This is a genomic window from Streptomyces sp. NPDC111520 (assembly GCF_055635295.1).
Genome location: NZ_JBVKBW010000028.1, coordinates 14,480 through 35,536, shown reverse-complemented (window position 1 = coordinate 35,536; position 21,057 = coordinate 14,480). Strand labels below are relative to the sequence as shown.

Sequence of the window (21,057 nt, the reverse complement as noted above, 5' to 3'; positions counted from 1 at the left end):
CAATAATTTCCGCCACGGGCCTGGCGTGTCGCCGACCGCCCCCTGCACGCTGCGCCCATGGCACTCCCCCACCTCCCCGCGGTCCTGCGCGAACGCGACTTCCGTCGCTTCTTCATCGGCTACGCCACCTCGCTGTTCGGATCGTCGATGGCGTCCGTCGCACTGGCCTTCGCGGTCCTGGAGACCGGCGGCGGTGGCACAGAACTCGGCCTGGTCCTGGCGGCCCGGATCCTGCCCCTGGTGCTGGTGCTGCTCGCCGGCGGCGTCCTGACCGACCGCTGGGGCAGCCGGCGGGTGATGCTCGCCGCCGACGTCACGCGCTGCCTCACCCAGGCGGGCCTCGCCCTCACCCTGCTGGGCGGCGCACCGCACATGGCGACGCTGATCGGGCTGGTCGTCGTCTGGGGCGCCGCCGAGGCCCTGTTCACCCCGGCGCTCGACGCGCTCGTCCCGCGCCTCGTACGGGGGGACGCGCTCGCCGACGGCAACGCGCTGCTGGGCGTCGCCCGGTCGGCGGCCTCGATCGCGGGACCGGCGGTCGCCGGCCTCCTCACGGCGGTCGCGGGCGCCTCCGCGGTCCTCGCCGTGGACGCCCTCAGCTACGGGGTGAGCGTCGTCGCGCTGCTCCTGTTGCCGCGGACCGTCCGGGCCGGTGGGCCCGCCGCGTCCTTCGTATCGGAACTGCGCGAGGGCTGGACGGAGTTCCGCTCGCGGACCTGGCTGTGGGTCACCTCGGTCCACGTCTGCCTGTTCAACCTCCTGGTGTGGGCGCCGTTCCTCGTCCTCGGACCGCTCGTCGCCCAGCGGGAACTCGGCGGCCCGGGCTCCTGGGGCCTGATCATGGCCCTGTACGGGGCGGGCGCGGTGGCCGGCGGCACGGCGATGCTGGGGCGCCGGCCGCGCCGCCCGCTGTTCGTGGGCACGGCCGCCACCCTCGGCTGGGCGATGCCGTCGGCCGCCCTCGCCACCGGGCTGCCACTGCCCTGGATCTGCGCCGCCGCACTGGCGGCCGGTGTCGGCTCGGCCGTGTGCGGCACCCTCTTCGCGACGGTCACCCAGTCGCAGGTGCCGCCGGGCGCCCTCGCCCGGGTCAGCGCGTACGGCGCCTTCGGGGCCTTCGCGCTCGGGCCGGTGGGGCTGGCCGCCGCCGGTCCGGTGTCGGTCCTGTTCGGCGTCGCGGGGGTGCTGGGCTTCGGCGCGGTCTGGCAACTCGCGGCGGTGGCCGTGGTCCTGGCGCTTCCCGCCGTACGCTCCGCGCTGCCGCAACCGGCGGCGGCCCCGGCCTCCGGCGGGAACCGGGACACGAGCAGCCCCTCCCCCACGACGTGAAGCCCGCGGCGCGCCGGACGACGCCGCGGGCCGCGTGCGTCGCGGCGGCCCCGCGCCCCGCCCGGCACGCGGCAGGTGACGGGGCGTCGGGCGTCAGCGGCCCGCGGACTGGCCGCCGTCGACCGGGAGCACCACACCGGTGACGAACGGCGCCCTCTCGAGGTAGAGGACGGCGTCCACGATGTCGTCGATCTCCCCCATGCGGCCCACCGGGTGCAGCCCGGCGAGCGCGTCGTGGCTCTCCACCGGGTGCATCGGGGTCTTGATCGTCCCCAGCGCCACCGCGTTCGCCCGGATGCCCCGGGTGGCGTACTCGGTCGCCAGCGCCTTCGTCGCGGACTGCAGACCGCCCTTCGTCAGCGACGCCAGCACCGACGTCACCTTCACGTCCGGCTGGTCCCCCAGGCTGCTGGAGATCTGGACGACGTGTCCCCCGCCCTGCTCCAGCATCCGCTCGACGGCCCGTTGCGTGACGCGGAAGAACCCGTCCAGGTTCACCCGGAGCACCGCCCGGTAGTCGTCCTCGGTGTACTCGGTGAACGGCTTCGCGACGAAGATGCCCGCGTTGTTGACCAGTGTGTCCACCCGGCCGAAGCGCTCCACCGCCGTCGCGATCACCCGCTCGGCCGTCTCCCGTTCGGCGATGTCGCCCCGGACGGTCACCACTTCCGGGTCCGCGGACGCGCCGATGTTCCGCGAGGTGGCCACCACCGCGTACCCCAGCTTGCGGTACCCCTCGACCAGCCCGGCACCGATGCCCTGCGAGGCACCCGTGACGACGGCGACCCTCTGACCCTGAACGCTCATGGCCTGCTCCCGGTGGACTGCGGTGGGTGGACTTCACCGGCGGGACGGCCGACGGGTCACCCGCGGCCCTGACGGCCGGACGACCGGACGACAATTCCGGCGGATCGCAGGAAATCTACCGCTTGTAGGGGTCTCCGTCGGGGAGCCAGGCGTCCGGACCGTGGATGCCGAGGTCGCCCACGCCCCCGGTGAGGGCGTCCACCACGGCCAGCACGGTCTCGCGGACCTCGTCGGCCCGCCAGACCAGCGACCAGGTCCAGTACACCTCGGGGGTGACCACCGGGCGCTTGACCAGGTCGGGCGGCAACGGACTGGTCTGGCCCTTGGGGCTGTTGAGGACCGGACCGCGGATGCGGCGGACGTGGTCGAAGAACCCGCTGCCGGTGACACCGCCGTCGGAGATCCGGACCGCGCGCGCCCCGCTGTCGGCGGCGAGCCGCTCCGCGAAGAGGTTCCACGACAGCCAGGAGGTGGTGTCGTCGTCGAGGAGGAGGACGGTGTCCTCGGCGCGGACGGCGCCGGTGTCGTCGCCGGTGGAGACCGCGTACAGGCGGTCCGCCCCCAGGAGCCGGGACCGCAGCCCGTGCCGCTCCAGGTCCTCGGTCCGCACCCAGGTGACGGCGAGGTCCAGGCCACCGTCGCCGACCCGGGCGGCCTGGGTGTGCGAGGGCGCGATCCACGCGTCGACGTGCAGCCGGGCCACCGCCGACGCGCGGGCCGCCAGGTCGGAGGGGAGCCAGTTGACGTAGCCGAGCCGCACCGCTTCCGAGCCGCCCAGTTGCTTCGCCCGCCGCCCCACGTCGTCGGCGCGCTCCAGCAGCGCCCTGACGTGCGGGAGCAGCGCCGAGCCGGCGGGCGTGAGCGACACCGAGCGGCGGTCGCGGTCGAAGAGCCGGACCCCCAGATCGCGTTCGAGCGCCTTGATCTGCTGGGACAGGGAAGGCCCGGCGATCAGGAGCCGTTCGGCCGCCCTCCCGAAGTTCAGTTCCTCGGCGACGGCGACGAAGTACCGAAGTTGACGCAGCTCCACGCCGCCATGCTAGGGCCTGGCCGGGCGGATCTCCGCACCACCGGGCCACTCGGAGGCTCCGCCTCCCAGGAGGGAGGAAACGGGTCCTGGCCGGCGGACCGCCCCCGGACCCACCCTGGGGAACGGTCGGGGCTCCCGGCCCGGAAGCGGCGGAGCGAGCCGGTCGACCAACTATAGTCGATCGGTCGTATACTGTTGCCATGGGACGCACGAGTGATGCCAGGGAGAAGATCATCACTGCCGCGCAGGCGCTCATCGAGCAGCGCGGCTACTCGGCCCTGGGGGTGGCCGAGATCTGCAAGGCGGCCGGGGTGCCCAAGGGCAGTTTCTACTATTTCTTCGAGTCCAAGGAAGCCCTCGCCCTGACCGTCATCGACGAGCACTGGGCGGCGCAGAAGCGCGAGTGGACCCGCATCCTGGGCGCCGACGCAGCCCCCCTGGAGCGGCTGCGCCGGCTCTTCGAGGCGACCGAGGAGGTCCAGCACGCGGGCCAGGAGTCCTGCGGCACGGTGTCGGGGTGCATGTTCGGCAACCTGACACTGGAGATGAGCAACCAGACGGAGTCCATCCGCCGGCGGCTGCAGGAGATCTTCGACACGCAGGTCGGCATGATCGAGGGGCTCGTCGGCGAGGCCCGCGAGCGCGGCGAGGTCACCGTCGTGGACACGCACGCGGCGGCGGTGTCTGTCGTCGCCCAGCTCGAGGGGCAGGTGCTGTTCGCCAAGCTCTACAACGACACCGGCCGCCTCAGCCCGCTCTGGACGAACTGCCTCGCCATCCTCGGCGTGCCCGCGCAAGCCGAGGCCGTGGCCGCTTCCTGACGGCCACCGCACCGCGGGCCCGGGGCCCGCGGTGCGGCGCCCCGGGGGGTCAGCGGCCCGGCAGCCGTTCGGTGATCTCCTGGAGCACCCACTCGTTGCCGTCGGGGTCGGCGAACGAGGCGAAGGAGCAGTAGCTGCGCCGCTGCGCGTCGGCGCCCGGCACGCGTCCTTCCGTCCCGGCGCGGTGGAACACCCCTCCGGCGTCGTGGAACACCTCGCTGACCTCGACCCCCCGGCCCACCAGCTCCTCCCGGGCGGCCACGACGTCCTCCACGACCAGGTGCAGGCCGCGGGCCGAACCCGGCTCGGTGCCGCTGACCCCGGTGCCGAAGATGACCGCGCAGGGCGAGCCGGGCGGGGTCACCTGGACGACACGGAAGTCGTCGCCGGTGGTGACGTCCGCGTCGAGGCGCCAGCCGAGGCCCACGTAGAAGTCCTCGGCCCGGTCGACGTCGGCGACGGGCACCACCACGACCTCGAGTTTCATGTCCACAGGGGTTGCTCCTTTCACTGACCCCGTCCGGCGCGCGGGCACGCCGGACGCCACGGTCCGCGGGATCCGTACCCCCGCGCCCCCGTGGACGGACGCCGCGGACCGCACCGCCACCGCGTTGGCGGTGCGGGCGCCTCAGCGCGCGAGGAAGGGGAGCAGCGCCGCGGTCACGTCGTCGGGCGCTTCCAGGGCGACGAGGTGGGCCGCGGCCGGGAACTCGACCAGGGTGGCGCCGGGGATCGTCGCGGCGTAGCGGCGGGCGATGTCCCGGAAGTCGGGCAGGTCCAGGAGGCCGACAGCGACCAGGGCCGGCACGGAGAGGCCGGCGACGTCGCCGTCCGCGCGGCCGCGGGAGTGCGCCTCCACCGTGCCCTGGTGGGTCAGCGCGGTCCGCATCGGCCCGCGCACCCGGTCGGCCACCCCGGCGGGCACCTCGTCCCGTCCCCGGGCCGGGCCGTACAGCAGCGTCTCCAGGTTGACGCGGACGGCGGCGTCCAGGTCACCCGCGGCGAGCGCCTCGGTCTCGGCCGCGTCGTAGGCGACCATCTGCGGCGACCAGTCGTACCCCGGCCACGGCGGGGCGAACACCGCCAGGGAGCGGACGCGCGCGGGATGGGTGAGCGCGAAGTCGATCGCCACGCGGCCGCCGAAGGAGGCGCCGACCACGTGGGCCCGCTCGTGGCCGAAGTGGTCCAGGACCCGGCGCAGGTCGTCGTGCTCGCTGAACGGCGCCGCGGGTGGCGGGGACTGGCCGAAGCCGCGCATGTCGTAGCGGATGACGGTGTGGTGCTCGGCGAGGCCGGGCACGACACCGTCCCACATCCGGTGGTCGGCGACGCCGGCGTGCACGAGGACGACGGGCGGGCCGTCACCGGTCACCGTGCAGGCGAGGCGGCCGAGTTCGTCGGCGAGGGTCAGCATCCGCCGATGCTCGCACGACGCCGTGGCCGGACGCCCGCGAATTCCGCGCGGTCGGCCCCTGCCGCGCGACCGGAGCGCCCTCGTCCTCGGTGACCCCCGGCACCGGCGCGGAAGGCCGCGAACCGCGGTCGTCCCTCCCCCTCGGGCTCGAAGAGCCCGAGGGGGAGGGACGACCGCCCTACGGCACTACAGCAGTCCTTCCGCGACGGGCCCCAGGGACAGGGCGGGCAGGAAGTTCAGCAGGGCCAGGATCAGGGCGGCGCCGACGGCGAGGACGAGGAAGTTGACGCCGTGCGGGCGCAGGGTGCCGACCGTGACCGCGCCCGCCCGCTGCCGTGCGAGGCGGCCCGCGAGGGCGAGGACGAACACCATGGGGACGTAGCGGCCCACCAGCATGACCGCGACCATCAGCAGGTTGTGCAGGTCGGTGGCGCCGTTGAAGCCGGCCATCGCGCTGCCGTTGCTCGCCGCGTTGCTGGTGTACGCGTAGATGAGCTCGGTCAGGCCGTGCGGTCCCGGGTTGCCCATCGAGGAGCGTCCTCCGGGCAGGGCCACGGCGATCGCCGACGACACCAGGATGACGGCGGGCGCCACGAGCGCGTACAGCGCGACGAGCCGCATCTCACCGACACCGATGCGCTTGCGCAGGTTCTCGGGGGTACGGCCGACCATCAGCCCGCCGACGAAGACGGCGACGAGGATCACCATCAGGAGGCCGTACAGGCCGCTCCCGGTGCCGCCGGGGGCGATCTCGCCGAGCATCATCCCGGCCAGGAGCACGCCGCCGCCGAGGCTGGAGAAGCTGTCGTACGAGGCGTTGGCCGCACCGTCCGCCGACGCGGTCGCCGACACGCCGAACAGGGTGCTCGCCGGGACGCCGAAGCGGGTCTCGGTGCCCTCGGTCTGGCCGACCACGGCGGCGCTGACGGTGCCGGTGTGGGCGCTCTGGGCCAGGTTGGCGGCGGCCAGCAGCAGGCCGAAGAGGATGCCGGCCACCGCGAGAAGGGTCCAGCTCTGCTTGAGGCTTCCGACGAGCCGGCCGTAGGTGCGGATCAGGGCGGTCGGCACGAGCAGCATCAGCACGATCTCGAGGGTGTTGCTCCAGGCCGAGGGGTTCTCCAGGGGGTGGGCGCTGTTGGCGTTGAAGACCCCGCCGCCGTCGCCCGACATCAGCTTGATCGGCTCCCAGGAGCCCACGGGGCCGGCGAGCTGGTCGCTGCCCGAAAGGTGCTGCGGGACGCCGAGGGCGATCAGCAGGAGGCCGGAGACGACCGCGAGGGGCAGGAAGACGCGGAGGACGCCGCGGACGAGGTCGACCCAGAAGTTGCCGAGCCGGTCGGTGCTGCGCCGGACCAGACCGCGGACGAGGGCGAGCGCGACGCAGATGCCCACCGCGCCGGACGCGAAGGCCTGGGTGCCCAGACCCGCCATGACGGCGAGGTGGCCGGTGGTGGACTCGCCCGCGTAGTTCTGCCAGCTGGTGTTCGTGGTGAAGCTGACGGCGGTGTGCAGGGCGAGCCGCCACGGCATGCCGCCGCGGCCCAGCGACCACGGCAGCCGGTCCTGCAGCGAGAACAGGGCGAACAGCGCGGCGATGCTCACGGCCGAGAAGGCCAGCAGCGCGAACAGGTAGTGCCGCCAGTCCTGTTCCTTGTCGGGGTCGACGCCGCACATGCGGTACAGGGCGCGTTCGGGCGCCAGGTGGCGGCCGCCCTCGAGGGCGCGTGCCATGTAGTCGCCGAGGGGGACGTGGAGACCGGCCACGACGGCGATGACGAGGGACGCCTGGATCCAGCCGTACATGTCTGCTCTCACGCTCCGGGCATGGGGTCGGTGCGGTCCAGGGCGGCGTTGAGCCCGACGACGTCGACGGCGGGCTCGCCGAGCACGCCGAGGGCACGGCCGGTGGTGTACCGCGCGATCAACGCGCGCACGGCGTCCTCGCCGATCCCCCGCTCACGGGCGATCCGGGGTGCCTGGATCCCGGCGTACGCGGGGCTGATGTCGGGGTCGAGACCGCTGCCGCTCGCGGTGACCGCGTCGGCGGGGACCTCGGGCCGGGCCGGGGCGTCGCCGCGCACGGGGGTGACGACGGCCCGGGAGTAGTCGGCGCCGGGTTCGGCGCAGCGGACCTCCAGGTGCTCGTAGGCCGTGAGGAACGGCCGGGCGGGGCACGGCTGGTTGAGGCTGACGACGCCGGTCGCACGACCGGTGGTGCCGCCCTCGCGGAGGACGCCGAGCACGGCTCCCACACCGTCGGGGGTGCAGTAGGGGCGGGCGCCGTCGACGTGCTCGCGTTCTCCGACCTCCTTGCTGCGGGCGCACACCTGGCTGAGCAGGCTGGTCCTGTCCGGGGTGTCGACGACGCTCTCGGCGCCCTGGTTGCCGGCGCCGGAGGCCGCCGTGTCGTAGCCGTCACCCGCGTTGGAGGGGCGCGACTGGAAGTAGCCGGGCAGGGCGGCCCCCTTCGCGTCGGTGTAGGACCTGCCGATGAGGGAGTCGCGTGCGGAGGCGTCCCGCAGGCCCGGCAGCTGGGCGAGCAGGGTCATTCCCAGGGGGTAGGCCAGTCCCACAAGGAGGGTGAGGGCGAGCACCACGCGGACGGCAGCGAGATGGTGTGCCGCCCAGCGGGGCGGCGTGAAGGTGCGAGGCATGGTCAGATCCCGGGGACCAGGCGGACGAGGGTCAGGTCGATGATCTTGATCGCGAGGAACGGCACGACCGCCCCGCCGAGGCCGTACACCCACAGCTTGCGGGTGCGTGACGAGGCGGCGCGGCCCCGCCGGTGGCGCACGCCACGGAGGGCGAGCGGGATCAGCGCGGCGATGACGACGGCGTTGAAGACGACGGCCGAGAGGACCGCCGAGCCCGGCGAGTGCAGCCGCATGAAGTCGACGGCGTGGAGGGACGGGTAGAGCCCGCCGAAGACCGCCGGGATGATCGCCAGGTACTTGGCGATGTCGCCGGCGATCGAGAAGGCCGTCAACGCGGCACGGGTGAGCAGGAGTTGCCTGCCCATCTCGACGATCTCCACGATCTTCGTGGGGTCGGAGTCGAGGTCGACCATGTTCCCCGCGTCCTTCGCGGCCGAGGTGCCCGCGTTCATGGCGACGCCCACGTCCGCCCGGGCCAGCGCCGGGGCGTCATCGGTGCCGTCGCCCGTCATGGCGACGCGGTGACCGCCGGCTTGTTCGCGCCTGATCAGGGCGAGTCTGTCCGCCGGGGTCGCCTCGGCGAGGAAGTCGTCCACGCCCGCCTCCTCGGCGATGGCGCGGGCGGTCACCGCGTTGTCGCCGGTGACCATGACGGTGCGGACGCCCATCCGCCGCATGGCCTCGAAGCGTTCGCGCAGCCCGGGCCTGACGGCGTCCTCGAGGTGGATGACGCCCAGGACGCGGGCCGGGCCGCCGCCGGCCGGGGATTCCGCGACCGCGAGAGGCGTCCCACCGGCCAAGGACACCCGTTCGACGTACACGTCCAGTCCGGCGGGTACGGTGCCGCCGCGTTCACGCACCCAGGCGGCGAGTGCGGCGGAGGCGCCCTTGCGCAGCTGCCTGCCTCCGGGGAGGTCGACCCCGGACATGCGGGTGATGGCGCTGAAGGGCACCCACCTCGCGTCGGGCAGGTCGATCTCGTCGGCCTTGTGGTGGGAGAGCGCGTAGTGCTCGCGGGCGTGGGCGACGACCGCCCGCCCCTCGGGGGTGTCGTCGGCCAGGCTCGTCAGGAGCGCGGACTGGGCGAACCACTCGGGTTCGACGCCACCCAGCGGCAGGAACGCGCCGGTCCTGCGGACGCCTTGGGTGATCGTGCCGCTCTTGTCGAGCAGGAGGGTGTCGACGTCCCCGGCGGTCTCCACGGCCCGGCCGGAGGCCGCCAGGACGTTGCGCCGCACCAGGCGGTCCGTTCCGGCGATGCCGATCGCCGACAGCAGGGCGCCGATCGTCGTCGGGACGAGGCAGACCAGCAACGCGACCAGGACGATCCCTGTGACACCGTCGGCGGTCCCCGAGGCGTCCCCGGCACCGGCGCCCGGGCCGGCGGAGAAGACCGCCATGGGCCGCAGGATCACCACGGCGGCCAGGAAGACGACGGTCAGCACCATGAGCACCAGGTTGAGCGCGACCTCATGCGGCGTCTTGTGCCGGTCGGCGCCCTCCACCTGGGCGATCATGCGGTCCAGGAAGCTCTCCCCCGACTGCCGGGTGATGCGCACGACGATGCGGTCGGACAGCACCTTTGTGCCGCCCGTGACCGCCGAACGGTCGCCGCCCGCTTCACGGATGACCGGTGCGGACTCACCGGTGACGGCGGACTCGTCGACGGCGGCGACGCCTTCGACGACGTCACCGTCACCAGGGATCGTCTCCCCGGCCCCGACGACCACGGTGTCGCCGCGGCGCAGGGCGATGGCGTGCACGACCTTCTCGCCGTCCTTCGTCAGCCGGCGGGCCGTGGTGATCGTGCGGGACCGGCGCAAGGCGTCGGCCTGGGCCCTGCCACGGCTCTCGGCGACGGCCTCGGCGAGGTTGCCGAGGAGGACGGTGAGCCAGAGCCAGACCGTGGTGAACCACCCGGCGACGGTGGGGTGGACGAGGGCGAGCCCGGTGGTCAGCGCGGCGCCGGTCCCGGTGACGAACATGACCGGGTTGCGGACCAGCGTGACGGGGTTGAGCTTGCGCAGGGCCTCCGGGAGGGCGAGCCGCAGCTGTCCGGGCGCGAGCGGGCCGCCGCCGGGGGCGTTCTCGTGCTCGGCCCCGCCGGGAAGGGCGGGGTTTCCACGGTCCGGCCTGACGGGTGCGGGCGCGGTGGTCATCGGACGCCCTCCGCGACGCTCATGCGGACGGTGTGCTCCACACTCACCGGACTTCTCTCTTCTCGTGCGTCGGGCCCGAGGATCGGGACCCGTGGATCGGGGGCGGTCGTCCGGGACCCCTGGGGCGCGGCGGACCGGAGCGGCCGTGGCGCACCTCCGGGCAGGGGGACGCGGGGACATCACCTGCCCGGAGGGCGTTCGGGGGCGTCGGGCGACGCGGCGGGCTCGCGGGTCCCGCTCAGAGGCCGATGTCGCGGACGCGGAAGTCGGCGAGCGATTCACGGCGGACCAGCAGCCGCGCCCGGCCCTCGTGGACGGCGACGACCGGCGGACGGCCGACGAGGTTGTACGTGGACGCCATCGACAGGTGGTAGGCCCCCGCGACCGGCACCGCCAGCAGGTCCCCGGGCCGGACGTCGGCGGGCAGCGGCACCGCGGAGGCGAGGATGTCCCCGGCCTCGCAGTGCCGGCCGACCACGGTCACCAGGACCGGCTCCTCGGTGGAGTGACGGCCGATCAGCCGCGGTGAGTAGCGCACCCCGTACAGCGCGGGCCGGGGGTTGTCGCTCATGCCCCCGTCGACGGCGACGAAGGTCTGGCCGCCGGTGCGCTTGACCGACAGCACGTGGTACAGCGCGACACCGGCGGGGCCCACGATCGCACGGCCCGGCTCCACCGTCAGCCGCGGCACCGGCAGCCCGGCGGCCGCGCAGCCCTCGGCCAGTTCGGACCGTATCCGCGCGGACAGCGTCGTCAGGTCCATCGCCGCCTCGCCGGGGCGGTAGGCGACCGCGTGGCCGCCGCCCAGGTCGAGCTCCGGCAGCGTGACACCGTGCTGCCTGCGCACGGCGGCCAGCAGGCCGACCAGCCGGCGCACGGCCGACAGGTACGGCTTGACGCTGCTGATCTGCGAGCCCAGGTGGCAGTGGAGGCCGACCAGTTCCAGCCGGGGCTGGTCCAGCACGCGGGCGATGGCGTGCTGGGCCGACCCGTCGGCCAGGGACAGCCCGAACTTCTGGTCGTCGGTGCCGGTGCGCACCGCGTTGTGGTGACCGGCGGCGATGCCCGGCACGATGCGCAGCAGCACCTTCTGCCGGTCCCCCGGCGGGACGTGGGCGGCCAGCCGGGCGATCTCGCCGGTGCTGTCGATCACGATCCGGCCGACGCCCAGGCGCAGCGCCGTGGCCAGGTCCTCCGGGCTCTTGGCGTTGCCGTGCAGGAGGATCCGCTCCGGCGGGAAGCCGGTGACGACGGCGAGTTCGAGCTCCCCGGCCGAGCAGACGTCGAGGCCGAGGCCCTCCTCGTCCACCCAGTGGGCCATGGCGCGGCACATGAAGGCCTTGGCGGCGTACAGCACGTCGCCGTCGGGGAAGGCCGCGCGGTAGGCGCGGCAGCGGTCCCGTACCTCGCCCTCGTCCAGGACGTAGGCCGGGGTGCCGAAGCGTTCGGCGACCTCGGTCAGGGCGACCCCGCCCACGGTGACCTCACCGTGGGGGGCGGAGGAGGCGGACGCGGGCCACACCGACAGGTCGGCGTCGGGGTACGCGGTCTCCAAGTGCTCGGTGACGGCGGTCATGACGGCGCTCCTTTCAGCCGATCCACAGGGCCAGGGCGTCGACCAGCGCGACCGCGCCGGTGACCCTGAGGACCCCGAGGGTCTGGGGGTCGAGACGGCGGCCGGCCTCGTCCGGTGCGTCCGACACGGCGGGTGCGGCGAGCTGCGGGTCCACGGTGAGTGCCGTGACGCCGAGCGGGCGGGCCATCGACCGCAGCGCGAACTCCGAGAGGGTGATCCACTGCTGGTCGGGGCCGAGCGTCTCCGCGAGACGCTCCGGGGTGGTGAAGCCGACGGCCGTACGGCCGCCCAGGGGCGTGCGGAACATGCGCGCGACGCATCCCACGGGTCCCGGCCGGACGGGGACGTACAACGTCTCCCGGTGTCGTCCGGCCGGGGACGGATCCGAAGGTTCCGGGTCGTCCCCGTACATGAGCTCTGTCATGGCTTCCTCCTGGTGAGGCACCTGCTGTGGTTCCTGGGGCGCCCCGGCCGCAGCCGGCGGTCCGGGACGCATCAGGGACGCTATGCCCGGGGTCAGGGGGGTGAGGGCGGTCCCTGACGCGACGTTGACGGCGAGCGGGCGAACGTTAACGGCGCGGGTCGCCGGGGTGGTGCGGGCGGCGTCAGGATCGCGACAAAGGCCTCCGGTCCGGGCGTTCCCAGGCGTTTCATGGAGGCATGAACGAGGTCCGCGAAGAGTGCGTCGTGGTGGGCGTCAGCGGCTCCCCCGGGAGCGTGGCGGCGTTGCGCCGGGCCGCCGCGGAGGCCCGGCGCCGGGAGTGCGTGCTGACCGTGGTGACGGCCTGGGAGGCCGCGTGGGACACCGCTTCCGGGACGCGGAGCAGGTGGCCGCCGCTGCCGCCGGAGCCGGACCGGTGGCGCCGCCCGGCCCGGCGCAGGCTCCTCATGGCGCTCGACGCCGCCTTCGACGGCGACCTGCCGCTCGACCCGCCGCTGCGCCCGGTCCTCGCGCTGGGGCGCCCGGGACCGGCCCTCGTGGAGGTGGCCGCCGAGGGGGCGGGGCTGCTGGTGGTCGGCACCGGTTCGCGCGGTCCCTGGCAGCGGCTCTTCGCGCCGTCCGTCGCGGCCCACTGCTTCGCGCACGCCCGCTGCCCGGTGCTCGCCGTGCCCTCCGAGCCGCTGGGCGTGCCGCCGGCCCGCGGCCGATCGGGCGGCCGCCGCTTCGGCCCCCGGTGGAACCCGCGCGGCTTCGTGACGCCGTGAGCCCGGCGCCCGGCCGGTCGGCGTCCTGTGCGGCGGACAGCTCGCGCGGCCCCGGTCTCCGCCGCTTCCGGCGGGCTCCGCCCGGGTGGGGCGGAGCCGGGGCCCGGGGCACGCGCGAGGCTCCGGGCGGAAGGAGCGCCGAGAAGGATCGGCCCAGCTGCCCGGAGCCCTGGGGCCTGCCGCGCGCGGCCCGCCGCCGACGGTTCAGCGGCAGGACCTCACGAGGTGACGCGCAGGTGGCGTCGTTGGGCCAGTTCCTCCTCGCCGACCACGGTCAGCACCGGGCTGCCGGGCGGTGCGAACATGACCACCACCAGCTGGGACTGGGCGTCGGCGAGGTTGTTGGCGCCCTGGTAGTGGATCACGTCGCCACCGGGCTCGAAGAGGGCGTCACCGGCCTTGAGCACCCGGGGCGCCTGACCCTCCAGCTCGAAGAGGATCTCGCCCTGCGTCACGTAGCCGAAGACCGGCCCCGGGTGCCGGTGCGGCGGAGCACCCGCGTCACCGGGCGGCAGGGTGACCCGGATGGTCCTCGCCTCCGCGCCCGCCGGGATCCGCCCCGCCGCCTCCGGCAGGCTCCCGACCAGTTCGACACCGGGGGGCAGGTGTGCGTGCTCACCGCTCATGTGTTCCTCCAAACAGGGACTGTCCGAGGGAAGGACAGGACGGCCGCCCCTTCTGTGACATCCCCCGCGCGGCAATCCCGCCCGGCCGCGCGGGTGTTCCCGCTCCCGGCGGCCGCCCCGCGCCGGAACGGGCGCGGGCTTGGCGCGCACCCCAAACGCGATATAGCGTTAGTTCGCGAAGATGTATCGCGTCTTGCGGAACCGCCGACCAGAACGGGGTGAGGACATGCCGGGAGAGATCCGGCCCACGGGTGCGCCGTCCCCTACGGACACGCCCCTCGCGCCGCCCCCGTTGCGGGCCTCGCACGCGGACCGGGACCGGGTGGTGGACGTCCTGACCGTGGCCGCGGGCGACGGGCGGCTGTCGGCCGCCGAGCTGGACGAACGCCTGGAGGCCGCGCTGTCGGCCCGCACGCTCGACGAACTGGCCCCGCTCACCGCCGACCTGCCGGCGGCCGCGGGGACGCCGGGCACGGCCGCGGAGGACGTCAAGGACGTGGTCCGGGTCGACAACCGCGGCGGCTCGTTCCGCCGTGTCGACCGGTGGGTCGTGCCGCGGCGCATGGAGGTCCGCTCGGAATGGGGCGAGGTGGTGCTCGACTTCACCCACGCCGTGATCACGCAGGACACCCTCCGCATCGACATGGACGTCCGCGGCAGTTCCCTGGTGCTCGTCACCCGGCCCGGCATCGTGGTCGACACCGACGGACTGGCCGTCGAATTCGGCACGGTGGACGTCCGGCCCGCGGCCGGCCCGGCGGCACCGGTGGCGCTGCGCGTGGAACTGGCGGGCGAGCTGGAGTTCGGGAAGGTACGGGCGCGTCCGCCGCGGCGGACCTTCCTGCGGTGGCTGTTCCGCCGCCCGGCCGCGCTTCCGGCGCTCACCGGCTGACCCGGCGCGCGCGCCCCGGCGCGTGGTCCCCGCGGGGCCGCCCCCGGGTCGTCCGACTCGTCCCGCGGGCGGACGGAAGTCGCGATACTGACCCGCGATGAGCCTCCGCATCGCGCCCCCGCGCTTCCGCACGCCCTACGGCGCACCCCCCGGTGGTCCGTCGCGGGAGGTCTACGTCCCGCCTGCGGAGGCGGGAGGCGGCGGGCTCGGCGAACTGCTCGTGTCGGCGCAGGGCGTGGTGGTCTGTGTCGTCGCCGCTCTGTTGCTCGTCTTCCTGGTGACCGACCGCCGCTCCCCCAAACGCCGCGCTCGCCACCGCCGTTGACGCGGCCGGTTCACGCGGCGCCGTCCGGCTCCCGGGGCCCCTCGGCGGGGAAGAGGATCGGACTGACGAGGTGCCGCATCCGCCCGGGCGCCGGTCCGTTGGCCAGCCGGGGCAGCAGGACCCGCCGCAGGTCGGCGATGAGTCCGGCACGCTCGTCCTCGCTCAGCCAGAGCGCGTGCTGGCGGTAGCCGACGAGGTCGGCCGCCGGATCGGCGCCCTCGCGGTCGAGGTAGGCGTCGAACTCGGCCATCAGCGCCGCCATGGCGACGGCGAAGACCCTCCGGTGGTCCTCCCGCGAGACCGACGCCGCCGTCTCCGCGTCGACCACGACCCGTTCCCGGCGCAGGCGGTAGTGGCGCTCGACGGCTCCGCGCACCCTCTGTTCGTCCTCGACCTCGAGCACTCCCGCGTCCGAGAGCAGACCGACGTGGCGGTAGACGGTGGCCTTGGAGACGTCCGGCAGGAGGCCGCACAACTGTGACGTGGTGAGGGTCCGGTTCCCCGACATGGCGTGCACGATGCGCAGCCGCACGGGGTGCAGCAGGAGGTCGACCGTGTCCATGGACACACGATCTCATGTCGGATACCTTTCTCAAAGTTGAGAACGTGGGAGAGGACCGGAGATGACCCGTCAGCAGTCACGCCGCACCGGCGCCGCCGTCGCCGTGGAGCCGCCGCTCGGGCGGCTCCACGACGTCGCCGGGCTGCGCCTTTCCCTGCACCGCTCCGGCACCGGCGGCCCCACCGTGGTGCTGCTCCCGGGCGCGGGCATGGTCGGCCTGGACTACGTGAACCTCCACGTCCGCGTGGCCGCCCTCACCACGTGCGTCCTCTACGACCGCGGCGGCACCGGCTGGAGCACCCCCGTACCGCTCCCCCGCACGGCGGCGGACGTCACCTCCGAACTGCACGCCCTGCTCCACTCGGCCGACGTCCCCGGCCCGTACCTCCTGGTCGGCCACTCCCTGGGTGCCGCCTACGCCCGTCGCTTCGCGCAGCGCCACCCCGGCGAGGTGGCGGGGCTGCTCCTGCTGGACCCGTTCCACGAGGACATGTACGCACGGGCGACGCAGGAGATCCGCGACAAGGTGGAGCAACTGCGGAGCGCCGAACTGCCCGAGGCGACGCCGGAGCAGATCGAGCAGTCGCGGGCCGCCTTGGCGCGGCACTTCGCGGCCTGGCCGGACGGTGTCCGCGAACCGCTCGCCGAGTACCACCTCACCCGGTGGCGGACCGCCTGGGACGAGGACAGGAACGTGCACGACGTCGTCGCCGGCGAACTGCGCGACGCGCCCGACCTCCCCGACGTGCCGCTGATCGTGCTGTCCGCGATGGGCGTCGACCCCACCCAGGCCCACCTGTGGTCCGAGGACATCGTCCGCGCGATGAACACCGCCAAACGCGAACTCCACGCCGCCCTGGCCGCGTCCGTCCCCCGGGGCGACCACCGCGTCGTCGACGGCGCGGGCCACGGCTGGCTCCACGAGGAACGGCCCGGCGCGGTCATGGAGGCCCTGCGGGACCTCCTGCGCCCCGCGGGAGCGGTCCCGCCCCCGGCCGGGCCGTGAGCCCGGGCGCGACGGGGCGCTCCGGTCAGCCGGCCAGTTGCGGGTACAGGGCGGCGAGATCGGCCGACAGGCCCGCCTTGACCTGGTGGGAGATCTCGTCGGCCAGCACCTCGTAGGCGTCGGATTCGATCCCGTCGAGCGCCTGCTCCGCGACGTCGGACGGCGACGACTTCGGTGCGTCGATGTGCGCCGCCAGGTCGGTGTCCACATAGCCGACGTGCAGCCCGGTGACGTTGATGCCGCGCGGCTTCAGGTCCAGCCGGAGTGAGTTGGTCTGCGACCACAGCGCCGCCTTGGAGGCGCTGTAGGAGCCGGAGAGCGCGACCCACGACAGGACCGAGTGCACGTTGAGCAGGTGGCCGCCGCCATTGGCCTCGATGATCGGGGCGAGGGCCCGGGTCACCTGCAGGGGGCCGTAGAAGTTGGCTTCGAACTCGCGGCGGACGTCGTCCACCGGGGAGGTCAGGAACGATGCCGCCACGGACCCGGCGGCGTTGTTGATCAGGATGGTGACGTCCTGAGCCTGTTCCGCGACGGCGGCCACCGAGGCGGGGTCGGTGACCTCCAGCGCGAGCGCGACCGCGCCGGGATGGGTGATGGTGCGCGGGTCGCGAGCGGTGGCATAGACCTTCTTGGCCCCTCGGGCGTGCAGGGCCTCGACCAGGGCACGGCCGATACCCCGGCTGCCTCCGGTGACGAGAACGGTCGAACCTGCGATTGCGGTCATGGATGTGCTCCCAGCGAGAGTGTAGATGGACCGACGGCGGAAACCGATCGGTTTCCAGGACTGTAAACCGATCGGTTTCCATTCGGCAACACACGGCGTAGGCTCACTTCCATGACTTCCGGCGCAACCACCCCGTCCGTTGCCACCGCAGCGGCGACGGCTCCGACTCGCGAGCGGCTCCTCGACGCCGCGGCCGCGCTCTTCTACCGCGAAGGCGTCAACATCGGCATCGAGGCACTGTGCCGAACGGCCGGAGTCTCCAAGCGGTCGATGTACCAGCTCTTCACCGGCAAGGACGACGTCCTGGCCGCCAGCCTGGAGCGCGCCGGCTCCCGCTACCTGAGCGGGCTGCTGCCCGCTCCCGAGACCGGCCCGGCGCCGCGCGAGCGCATCATGCACGTCTTCGAGCACCTCGAGTCGCTGTCCGCGTCCCCGGACTACCTCGGCTGCCCGTTCCTGGCGACCGCCTTCGAGCTCAAGGACCCCGAGCACCCCGCCGGCGTGATCGCACGGCGCTACAAGGACGCGCTCACCGACTTCTTCCGCGAGGAGGCCCGTCGGGGCGGCGCGCACGACGCCGATCTGCTCGCCCGCCAACTCACCGTCGTCTTCGACGGATCCAGCGCCCGCGCCGTGGCCCAGGCCCGCAGCCTGGAGGGCCTGGCCACGGCCACCGCCACGACCCTGCTGGACGCGGCGGGAATGTCCTGACCGCTGCCGGACGCGCCGTGGAGGGCACTCGGTCGTCAGCCGCAGGCGCCGCACCCGGCGCGTATACGCGGCGCGGCGGCGGGTACGATCTGCCGCGATGCGCAGTGACGGAGGAGCCGGCCGAGGCGGTGCGATACCCGCCCGTCTGAACGGTGTTGTCCTCGTCCTGTACGGATTGCTCGCCGCGCTCGGGATCTGCGGCCACACCGGGGCGCCGGACGCCGCCCACGGGCCGGCCCGGACCCTGGTCGCCCCGCACAGCACCCACGTCACCGACGAGATCTGCACGGACGCCCACGGCCCCGGACGGCCCGGCGACGGCTGCTCCCCCGCGGAGCACACGCCGGTGACCCTGGGCTCCGCTCCCCCACCGCACCTCGCCGGCGCCGAACTGCCGTCGGTGTGGCCGCCCGCGGTCGCCGCCGCGGGTCTCGGCGCACCGGCCCCGGGCACCGTGCGCTCCCTCGGCCTGCACATGCTCCAGATCCAGCGGACGTAGAAGGGCCGACCGCACCGGCGGCGACCGCCGGTGCGCGACGTACGTCATCCGACCCTTCCCACCAGCACCGCCGTGTCGCCGACGCGGCGGGGAATCAGGACATGCCATGGGTGCCCCCCATTCCAAGGCCAGGGCCGCCGACCGCCGTGCGCGCGTCGAGGAGATACGCCGCCAGGAGCAGTCCCGCGAGCGCCGCACCCGGATCATCACCATCACCGCCTGCACCGTCATCCTCGTCGGGCTGGTCGGTGGCGGCGTCTACCTCGTGAACGCCGCGAACGACGGCGACGGCGGCGGCGACGGCGTTGGCGACGGCGCGAAGAACGCCGCCGCCGGCGCCATCAGCGGGGAGAAGACCTGGTCCGGTCTCACGCAGAACCACCTCGACAAGACCGTCGACTACCCGATGAGCCCCCCGGTCGGCGGCGACCACAGCCCCGTCTGGCAGAACTGCAACGGCGACGTCTACGACAAGCCCCTCACCAAGGAGAACGCCGTGCACTCCCTGGAGCACGGCGCGGTGTGGGTGACGTACACCGACAAGGCGACGGACGCCGACGTCAAGACGCTCGGCGCCCGCGTCTCGAAGACCCCGTACTCCCTCATGAGCCCCTACGCGGACCAGGCCTCGCCGATCACCCTCACCGCGTGGGGCCACCAGCTGGGCGTCACCAAGGCGGACGACCCCCGCGTGGCGAAGTTCTTCGACACCTATGTGCAGGGCGACCAGACCCCCGAGCCCGGAGCGCCCTGCACCGGGGGCAAGGCCTCGTGACCGCCGCCAGGGGCGCGGGCAGGCCGCTGCTCGCGCTCGCCGGCTCCATGGTGCTGGTCGTGCTCGCGGCCCTGGCCTTCACCCTGCTGACGGCGCGGCCCAGCAGCGGGGGCACCCCGGGCACGGACTCGCCGGACGCCGGTTTCGCGCGCGACATGGCGATCCACCACCAGCAGGCGGTGGAGATGTCGCTGATCGTCCGTGACCGCACGGACGACGAGGACGTCCGCAGGCTCGCCTACGACGTCATCAACACCCAGGCCAACCAGCGCGGCATGCTGCTGGGCTGGCTGGACGTCTGGGGGCTGCCCAAGTCCTCGTCGAAGCCGCCCATGACGTGGATGGGCCACGACACGGCCTACACGCCGCACGACGGGTCGCTGATGCCTGGCATGGCCACGGACACCGAGCTGCGCCGGCTCCAGGCGGCCCACGGCAAGGCGGCCGCGGTGCTCTACCTGCGGTTGCTCACCGCCCATCACAAGGGCGGCGTGGAGATGGCGGCCGCGGCCGCCGACCTCGCGCGGACCGACCAGGTGCGGCGCCTGGCGGCGGGCATGGTCCAGGGCCAGGAGGCGGAGATCCGTCTGATGGCCGACATGCTCACGGCCCGCGGTTCGGGCCGGAACGCCTGAACCCGAACGCCTGAACCCAACGCCTGGGCCCGAACACCTGACCCCGGACGCCTGACCGCTGACCGCCGACCGCGCCGGGGTGCCCGGGAGGCCGCCCGCCTCCCGGCACCGCCGGCACGGTGCGTCAGGGTGTCGTCAGGGATCACCGCGGAACCTTGCCCGCGGATCCGCCGCCGCATTGGATGAGGAGCGGGAACAACGGCCCGCGCCAGGACGACCGGCCACCCCGTCGGGTGCCGCCGGTGCCGCGCACCGCCCTCCCGCCGGTGCCCCGAGGCGCCGGAGTCCCGCGGCCGCGCCGGGCGGCCGCCCCTGGCTCCCCGCAGGCGAGCGCCGCCGCCCACGCGGCCGGCGCGATGCGGCGTACCGATCCACGGAGTGGTCCATGTCAGCGTCCCCTGTCCTCGTCGTCCCCCCGCGCACGGCCCTGGTCACCGGGGCGACGTCCGGCGTCGGGTGGGAGACCGCCCGGTTGCTCGCCGAGCGGGGCTGCACGGTCGTCGTCCACGGTCGCGACACGGAGTCGGCGCACCACGCGGTGGAGCGGCTGGTGGCGGCCGGCATCGAGCGCGTCCGGCTGCGCCTTGCGGTGGCCGACTTCACCCGGCTCTCCGACGTCCGCCACCTGGCGGCCATGGTGCGGGGCCTGCACCCCGCGCTGGACGTCCTCGTCAACAACGCCGCCGTAGCGGCGCCCGAGAGCCGCACCCTCACGGCCGACGGCCACGAGGTCTCCTTCCAGGTGAACTTCCTGGCGGCCTACCTCCTCACCCGTGAGCTGGCCGGCCCGCTGACGGCGCGCCCGGGCGGCCGGGTGGTCAACGTGTCGTCCGCGACGCCCCGGTCGGTGGCGCCGGCATGGAGCGACCTGAACCGTTCCCACCGCTACTCGCGGCACGCCGCCTACGCCCGGTCGCAGCTGGCCCTCATCGTCTTCGCCCGGGCGGCCGCGCCCGGCGGCGTGACGGCGGTCAGCGTGCGCCCGGAGGACGCCGCGCGGGTGGCGCGGCTGTGCGACCCGGACACCGAACTCGTCCCGGGTGCCCACTACGACCGGGCCACGCTCGCCCCGGCCGCCGGGACCGCGGTCGAGGACCGCACGGTACGGCGTCTGTGCAAGGTCGCCGACCTGCTCGTCTCCGCCTGAAAGGAGGTCATTCGTGTCCAAGCGTGCCCGCAAGAAGAGGGCCAGGCGCAAGAAGGGCGCCGGCCACGGCAACAAGCCCGGTCAGGGCTGATTCCCGATTCCCCACGGCGGTGCGGGCCCCGGGTCGACGACCCCGGTCCGCACCGCCGTCCGTTG

Annotated in this window: 23 protein-coding genes; 11 read left to right on the top strand and 12 right to left on the bottom strand. The window is 74.1% G+C overall.

The window, feature by feature from the left end; translation table 11 throughout:
* Positions 1-57 precede the first annotated feature (57 nt).
* Complete coding sequence (locus ACZ7MY_RS38960) at positions 58-1,329, top strand: MFS transporter (protein WP_499610023.1); 1,272 nt, start codon at positions 58-60, stop codon at positions 1,327-1,329.
* Between the two features lie 93 nt (positions 1,330-1,422).
* On the opposite strand, the gene ACZ7MY_RS38955 is transcribed toward ACZ7MY_RS38960, so the two are convergent.
* Together ACZ7MY_RS38955 and ACZ7MY_RS38950 are read right to left on the bottom strand one after the other, a co-directional pair.
* Positions 1,423-2,136 carry an SDR family NAD(P)-dependent oxidoreductase gene (locus tag ACZ7MY_RS38955; protein WP_499610020.1) on the bottom strand — a complete coding sequence of 238 codons (714 nt, stop codon included), beginning with the start codon at positions 2,134-2,136 and terminating at the stop codon, positions 1,423-1,425.
* A gap of 115 nt (positions 2,137-2,251) precedes the next feature.
* Positions 2,252-3,166 (bottom strand): LysR family transcriptional regulator, encoded by a 915-nt coding sequence (locus tag ACZ7MY_RS38950; RefSeq protein WP_499610017.1) that lies wholly within the window; start codon positions 3,164-3,166, stop codon positions 2,252-2,254.
* A gap of 200 nt (positions 3,167-3,366) precedes the next feature.
* On the opposite strand from ACZ7MY_RS38950, the gene ACZ7MY_RS38945 reads away from it, so the two are divergent.
* Positions 3,367-3,987, top strand: a complete 621-nt coding sequence (locus ACZ7MY_RS38945) for a TetR/AcrR family transcriptional regulator (RefSeq protein WP_499610015.1) — start codon at positions 3,367-3,369, stop codon at positions 3,985-3,987.
* Between the two features lie 49 nt (positions 3,988-4,036).
* On the opposite strand, the gene ACZ7MY_RS38940 is transcribed toward ACZ7MY_RS38945, so the two are convergent.
* The 7 genes from ACZ7MY_RS38940 to ACZ7MY_RS38910 form a co-directional block, all read right to left on the bottom strand.
* A complete protein-coding gene (locus ACZ7MY_RS38940; protein WP_499610012.1) occupies positions 4,037-4,480 on the bottom strand; it encodes a VOC family protein in 444 nt (147 codons plus the stop codon).
* Positions 4,481-4,615: 135 nt separating this feature from the next.
* On the bottom strand, positions 4,616-5,401 hold the full coding sequence (locus ACZ7MY_RS38935) for an alpha/beta fold hydrolase (protein WP_499610009.1): 786 nt from the start codon (positions 5,399-5,401) through the stop codon (positions 4,616-4,618).
* A 186-nt stretch (positions 5,402-5,587) separates the two neighbouring features.
* A complete protein-coding gene (gene kdpA, locus ACZ7MY_RS38930; RefSeq protein ID WP_499610006.1) occupies positions 5,588-7,216 on the bottom strand; it encodes a potassium-transporting ATPase subunit KdpA in 1,629 nt (542 codons plus the stop codon).
* Complete coding sequence (locus ACZ7MY_RS38925) at positions 7,213-8,055, bottom strand: potassium-transporting ATPase subunit C (RefSeq protein WP_499610004.1); 843 nt, start codon at positions 8,053-8,055, stop codon at positions 7,213-7,215. Before ACZ7MY_RS38925 ends, kdpA begins: the two co-directional genes overlap by 4 nt.
* 2 nt (positions 8,056-8,057) lie before the next feature.
* Entirely contained in the window at positions 8,058-10,214 is a 2,157-nt protein-coding gene (kdpB, locus tag ACZ7MY_RS38920; protein ID WP_499610001.1) for a potassium-transporting ATPase subunit KdpB, read from the bottom strand.
* 238 nt (positions 10,215-10,452) lie between these two features.
* Positions 10,453-11,790 carry a diaminopimelate decarboxylase gene (lysA, locus tag ACZ7MY_RS38915; protein WP_499609998.1) on the bottom strand — a complete coding sequence of 446 codons (1,338 nt, stop codon included), beginning with the start codon at positions 11,788-11,790 and terminating at the stop codon, positions 10,453-10,455.
* Between the two features lie 13 nt (positions 11,791-11,803).
* A complete protein-coding gene (locus tag ACZ7MY_RS38910; RefSeq protein WP_499609996.1) occupies positions 11,804-12,214 on the bottom strand; it encodes an SAV_915 family protein in 411 nt (136 codons plus the stop codon).
* A gap of 236 nt (positions 12,215-12,450) precedes the next feature.
* On the opposite strand from ACZ7MY_RS38910, the gene ACZ7MY_RS38905 reads away from it, so the two are divergent.
* Positions 12,451-12,996, top strand: coding sequence for a universal stress protein (locus tag ACZ7MY_RS38905; protein WP_499609993.1), 546 nt, complete (start codon positions 12,451-12,453; stop codon positions 12,994-12,996).
* Positions 12,997-13,214: 218 nt separating this feature from the next.
* Here ACZ7MY_RS38905 and ACZ7MY_RS38900 read toward each other — a convergent pair whose 3' ends face one another.
* Positions 13,215-13,622 (bottom strand): cupin domain-containing protein, encoded by a 408-nt coding sequence (locus tag ACZ7MY_RS38900; RefSeq protein WP_499609990.1) that lies wholly within the window; start codon positions 13,620-13,622, stop codon positions 13,215-13,217.
* 226 nt (positions 13,623-13,848) lie between these two features.
* Between ACZ7MY_RS38900 and ACZ7MY_RS38895 the strand changes: the two genes are divergently transcribed.
* Together ACZ7MY_RS38895 and ACZ7MY_RS38890 are read left to right on the top strand one after the other, a co-directional pair.
* Positions 13,849-14,514, top strand: coding sequence for a DUF1707 SHOCT-like domain-containing protein (locus tag ACZ7MY_RS38895; protein ID WP_499609987.1), 666 nt, complete (start codon positions 13,849-13,851; stop codon positions 14,512-14,514).
* A 97-nt stretch (positions 14,515-14,611) separates the two neighbouring features.
* A complete protein-coding gene (locus ACZ7MY_RS38890) occupies positions 14,612-14,839 on the top strand; it encodes a hypothetical protein (protein WP_499609985.1) in 228 nt (75 codons plus the stop codon).
* 10 nt (positions 14,840-14,849) lie between these two features.
* Here ACZ7MY_RS38890 and ACZ7MY_RS38885 read toward each other — a convergent pair whose 3' ends face one another.
* Complete coding sequence (locus tag ACZ7MY_RS38885) at positions 14,850-15,401, bottom strand: helix-turn-helix domain-containing protein (RefSeq protein WP_499609982.1); 552 nt, start codon at positions 15,399-15,401, stop codon at positions 14,850-14,852.
* A gap of 61 nt (positions 15,402-15,462) precedes the next feature.
* On the opposite strand from ACZ7MY_RS38885, the gene ACZ7MY_RS38880 reads away from it, so the two are divergent.
* The gene (locus tag ACZ7MY_RS38880) at positions 15,463-16,407 is read left to right on the top strand and encodes an alpha/beta fold hydrolase (RefSeq protein ID WP_499609979.1); all 945 of its coding nucleotides are present in this window, start codon (positions 15,463-15,465) and stop codon (positions 16,405-16,407) included.
* Between the two features lie 25 nt (positions 16,408-16,432).
* Here ACZ7MY_RS38880 and ACZ7MY_RS38875 read toward each other — a convergent pair whose 3' ends face one another.
* A complete protein-coding gene (locus ACZ7MY_RS38875; RefSeq protein ID WP_499609976.1) occupies positions 16,433-17,134 on the bottom strand; it encodes an SDR family oxidoreductase in 702 nt (233 codons plus the stop codon).
* A gap of 111 nt (positions 17,135-17,245) precedes the next feature.
* On the opposite strand from ACZ7MY_RS38875, the gene ACZ7MY_RS38870 reads away from it, so the two are divergent.
* The 5 genes from ACZ7MY_RS38870 to ACZ7MY_RS38850 all read left to right on the top strand — a co-directional run bounded on the left by ACZ7MY_RS38870 (position 17,246) and on the right by ACZ7MY_RS38850 (position 20,901).
* Complete coding sequence (locus ACZ7MY_RS38870; RefSeq protein ID WP_499609974.1) at positions 17,246-17,845, top strand: TetR/AcrR family transcriptional regulator; 600 nt, start codon at positions 17,246-17,248, stop codon at positions 17,843-17,845.
* 97 nt (positions 17,846-17,942) lie between these two features.
* Positions 17,943-18,344: a hypothetical protein gene (locus ACZ7MY_RS38865; protein WP_499609971.1), complete on the top strand. Its 402-nt coding sequence runs from the start codon at positions 17,943-17,945 to the stop codon at positions 18,342-18,344.
* 106 nt (positions 18,345-18,450) lie between these two features.
* Positions 18,451-19,119, top strand: a complete 669-nt coding sequence (locus ACZ7MY_RS38860; RefSeq protein WP_499609968.1) for a thioredoxin-like domain-containing protein — start codon at positions 18,451-18,453, stop codon at positions 19,117-19,119.
* Positions 19,116-19,754 (top strand): DUF305 domain-containing protein, encoded by a 639-nt coding sequence (locus ACZ7MY_RS38855; protein ID WP_499609966.1) that lies wholly within the window; start codon positions 19,116-19,118, stop codon positions 19,752-19,754. Before ACZ7MY_RS38860 ends, ACZ7MY_RS38855 begins: the two co-directional genes overlap by 4 nt.
* Before the next feature lie 385 nt (positions 19,755-20,139).
* The gene (locus tag ACZ7MY_RS38850) at positions 20,140-20,901 is read left to right on the top strand and encodes an SDR family NAD(P)-dependent oxidoreductase (RefSeq protein ID WP_499609963.1); all 762 of its coding nucleotides are present in this window, start codon (positions 20,140-20,142) and stop codon (positions 20,899-20,901) included.
* Positions 20,902-21,057 lie beyond the last annotated feature (156 nt).

Bases quoted from the DNA above. Each gene is read 5' to 3' on its own strand.
- ACZ7MY_RS38885 (WP_499609982.1), bottom strand. From the start codon at position 15,401: ATGGACACGGTCGACCTCCTGCTGCACCCCGTGCGGCTGCGCATCGTG.
- ACZ7MY_RS38860 (WP_499609968.1), top strand. From the start codon at position 18,451: ATGGGTGCCCCCCATTCCAAGGCCAGGGCCGCCGACCGCCGTGCGCGC.
- kdpB (WP_499610001.1), bottom strand. From the start codon at position 10,214: ATGACCACCGCGCCCGCACCCGTCAGGCCGGACCGTGGAAACCCCGCC.
- lysA (WP_499609998.1), bottom strand. From the start codon at position 11,790: ATGACCGCCGTCACCGAGCACTTGGAGACCGCGTACCCCGACGCCGAC.
- ACZ7MY_RS38900 (WP_499609990.1), bottom strand. From the start codon at position 13,622: ATGAGCGGTGAGCACGCACACCTGCCCCCCGGTGTCGAACTGGTCGGG.
- ACZ7MY_RS38850 (WP_499609963.1), top strand. From the start codon at position 20,140: ATGTCAGCGTCCCCTGTCCTCGTCGTCCCCCCGCGCACGGCCCTGGTC.
- ACZ7MY_RS38875 (WP_499609976.1), bottom strand. From the start codon at position 17,134: ATGACCGCAATCGCAGGTTCGACCGTTCTCGTCACCGGAGGCAGCCGG.
- ACZ7MY_RS38945 (WP_499610015.1), top strand. From the start codon at position 3,367: ATGGGACGCACGAGTGATGCCAGGGAGAAGATCATCACTGCCGCGCAG.
- ACZ7MY_RS38895 (WP_499609987.1), top strand. From the start codon at position 13,849: ATGCCGGGAGAGATCCGGCCCACGGGTGCGCCGTCCCCTACGGACACG.
- ACZ7MY_RS38880 (WP_499609979.1), top strand. From the start codon at position 15,463: ATGACCCGTCAGCAGTCACGCCGCACCGGCGCCGCCGTCGCCGTGGAG.
- ACZ7MY_RS38960 (WP_499610023.1), top strand. From the start codon at position 58: ATGGCACTCCCCCACCTCCCCGCGGTCCTGCGCGAACGCGACTTCCGT.
- ACZ7MY_RS38870 (WP_499609974.1), top strand. From the start codon at position 17,246: ATGACTTCCGGCGCAACCACCCCGTCCGTTGCCACCGCAGCGGCGACG.
- ACZ7MY_RS38905 (WP_499609993.1), top strand. From the start codon at position 12,451: ATGAACGAGGTCCGCGAAGAGTGCGTCGTGGTGGGCGTCAGCGGCTCC.
- ACZ7MY_RS38890 (WP_499609985.1), top strand. From the start codon at position 14,612: ATGAGCCTCCGCATCGCGCCCCCGCGCTTCCGCACGCCCTACGGCGCA.
- ACZ7MY_RS38955 (WP_499610020.1), bottom strand. From the start codon at position 2,136: ATGAGCGTTCAGGGTCAGAGGGTCGCCGTCGTCACGGGTGCCTCGCAG.
- ACZ7MY_RS38910 (WP_499609996.1), bottom strand. From the start codon at position 12,214: ATGACAGAGCTCATGTACGGGGACGACCCGGAACCTTCGGATCCGTCC.
- ACZ7MY_RS38925 (WP_499610004.1), bottom strand. From the start codon at position 8,055: ATGCCTCGCACCTTCACGCCGCCCCGCTGGGCGGCACACCATCTCGCT.
- ACZ7MY_RS38865 (WP_499609971.1), top strand. From the start codon at position 17,943: ATGCGCAGTGACGGAGGAGCCGGCCGAGGCGGTGCGATACCCGCCCGT.
- ACZ7MY_RS38935 (WP_499610009.1), bottom strand. From the start codon at position 5,401: ATGCTGACCCTCGCCGACGAACTCGGCCGCCTCGCCTGCACGGTGACC.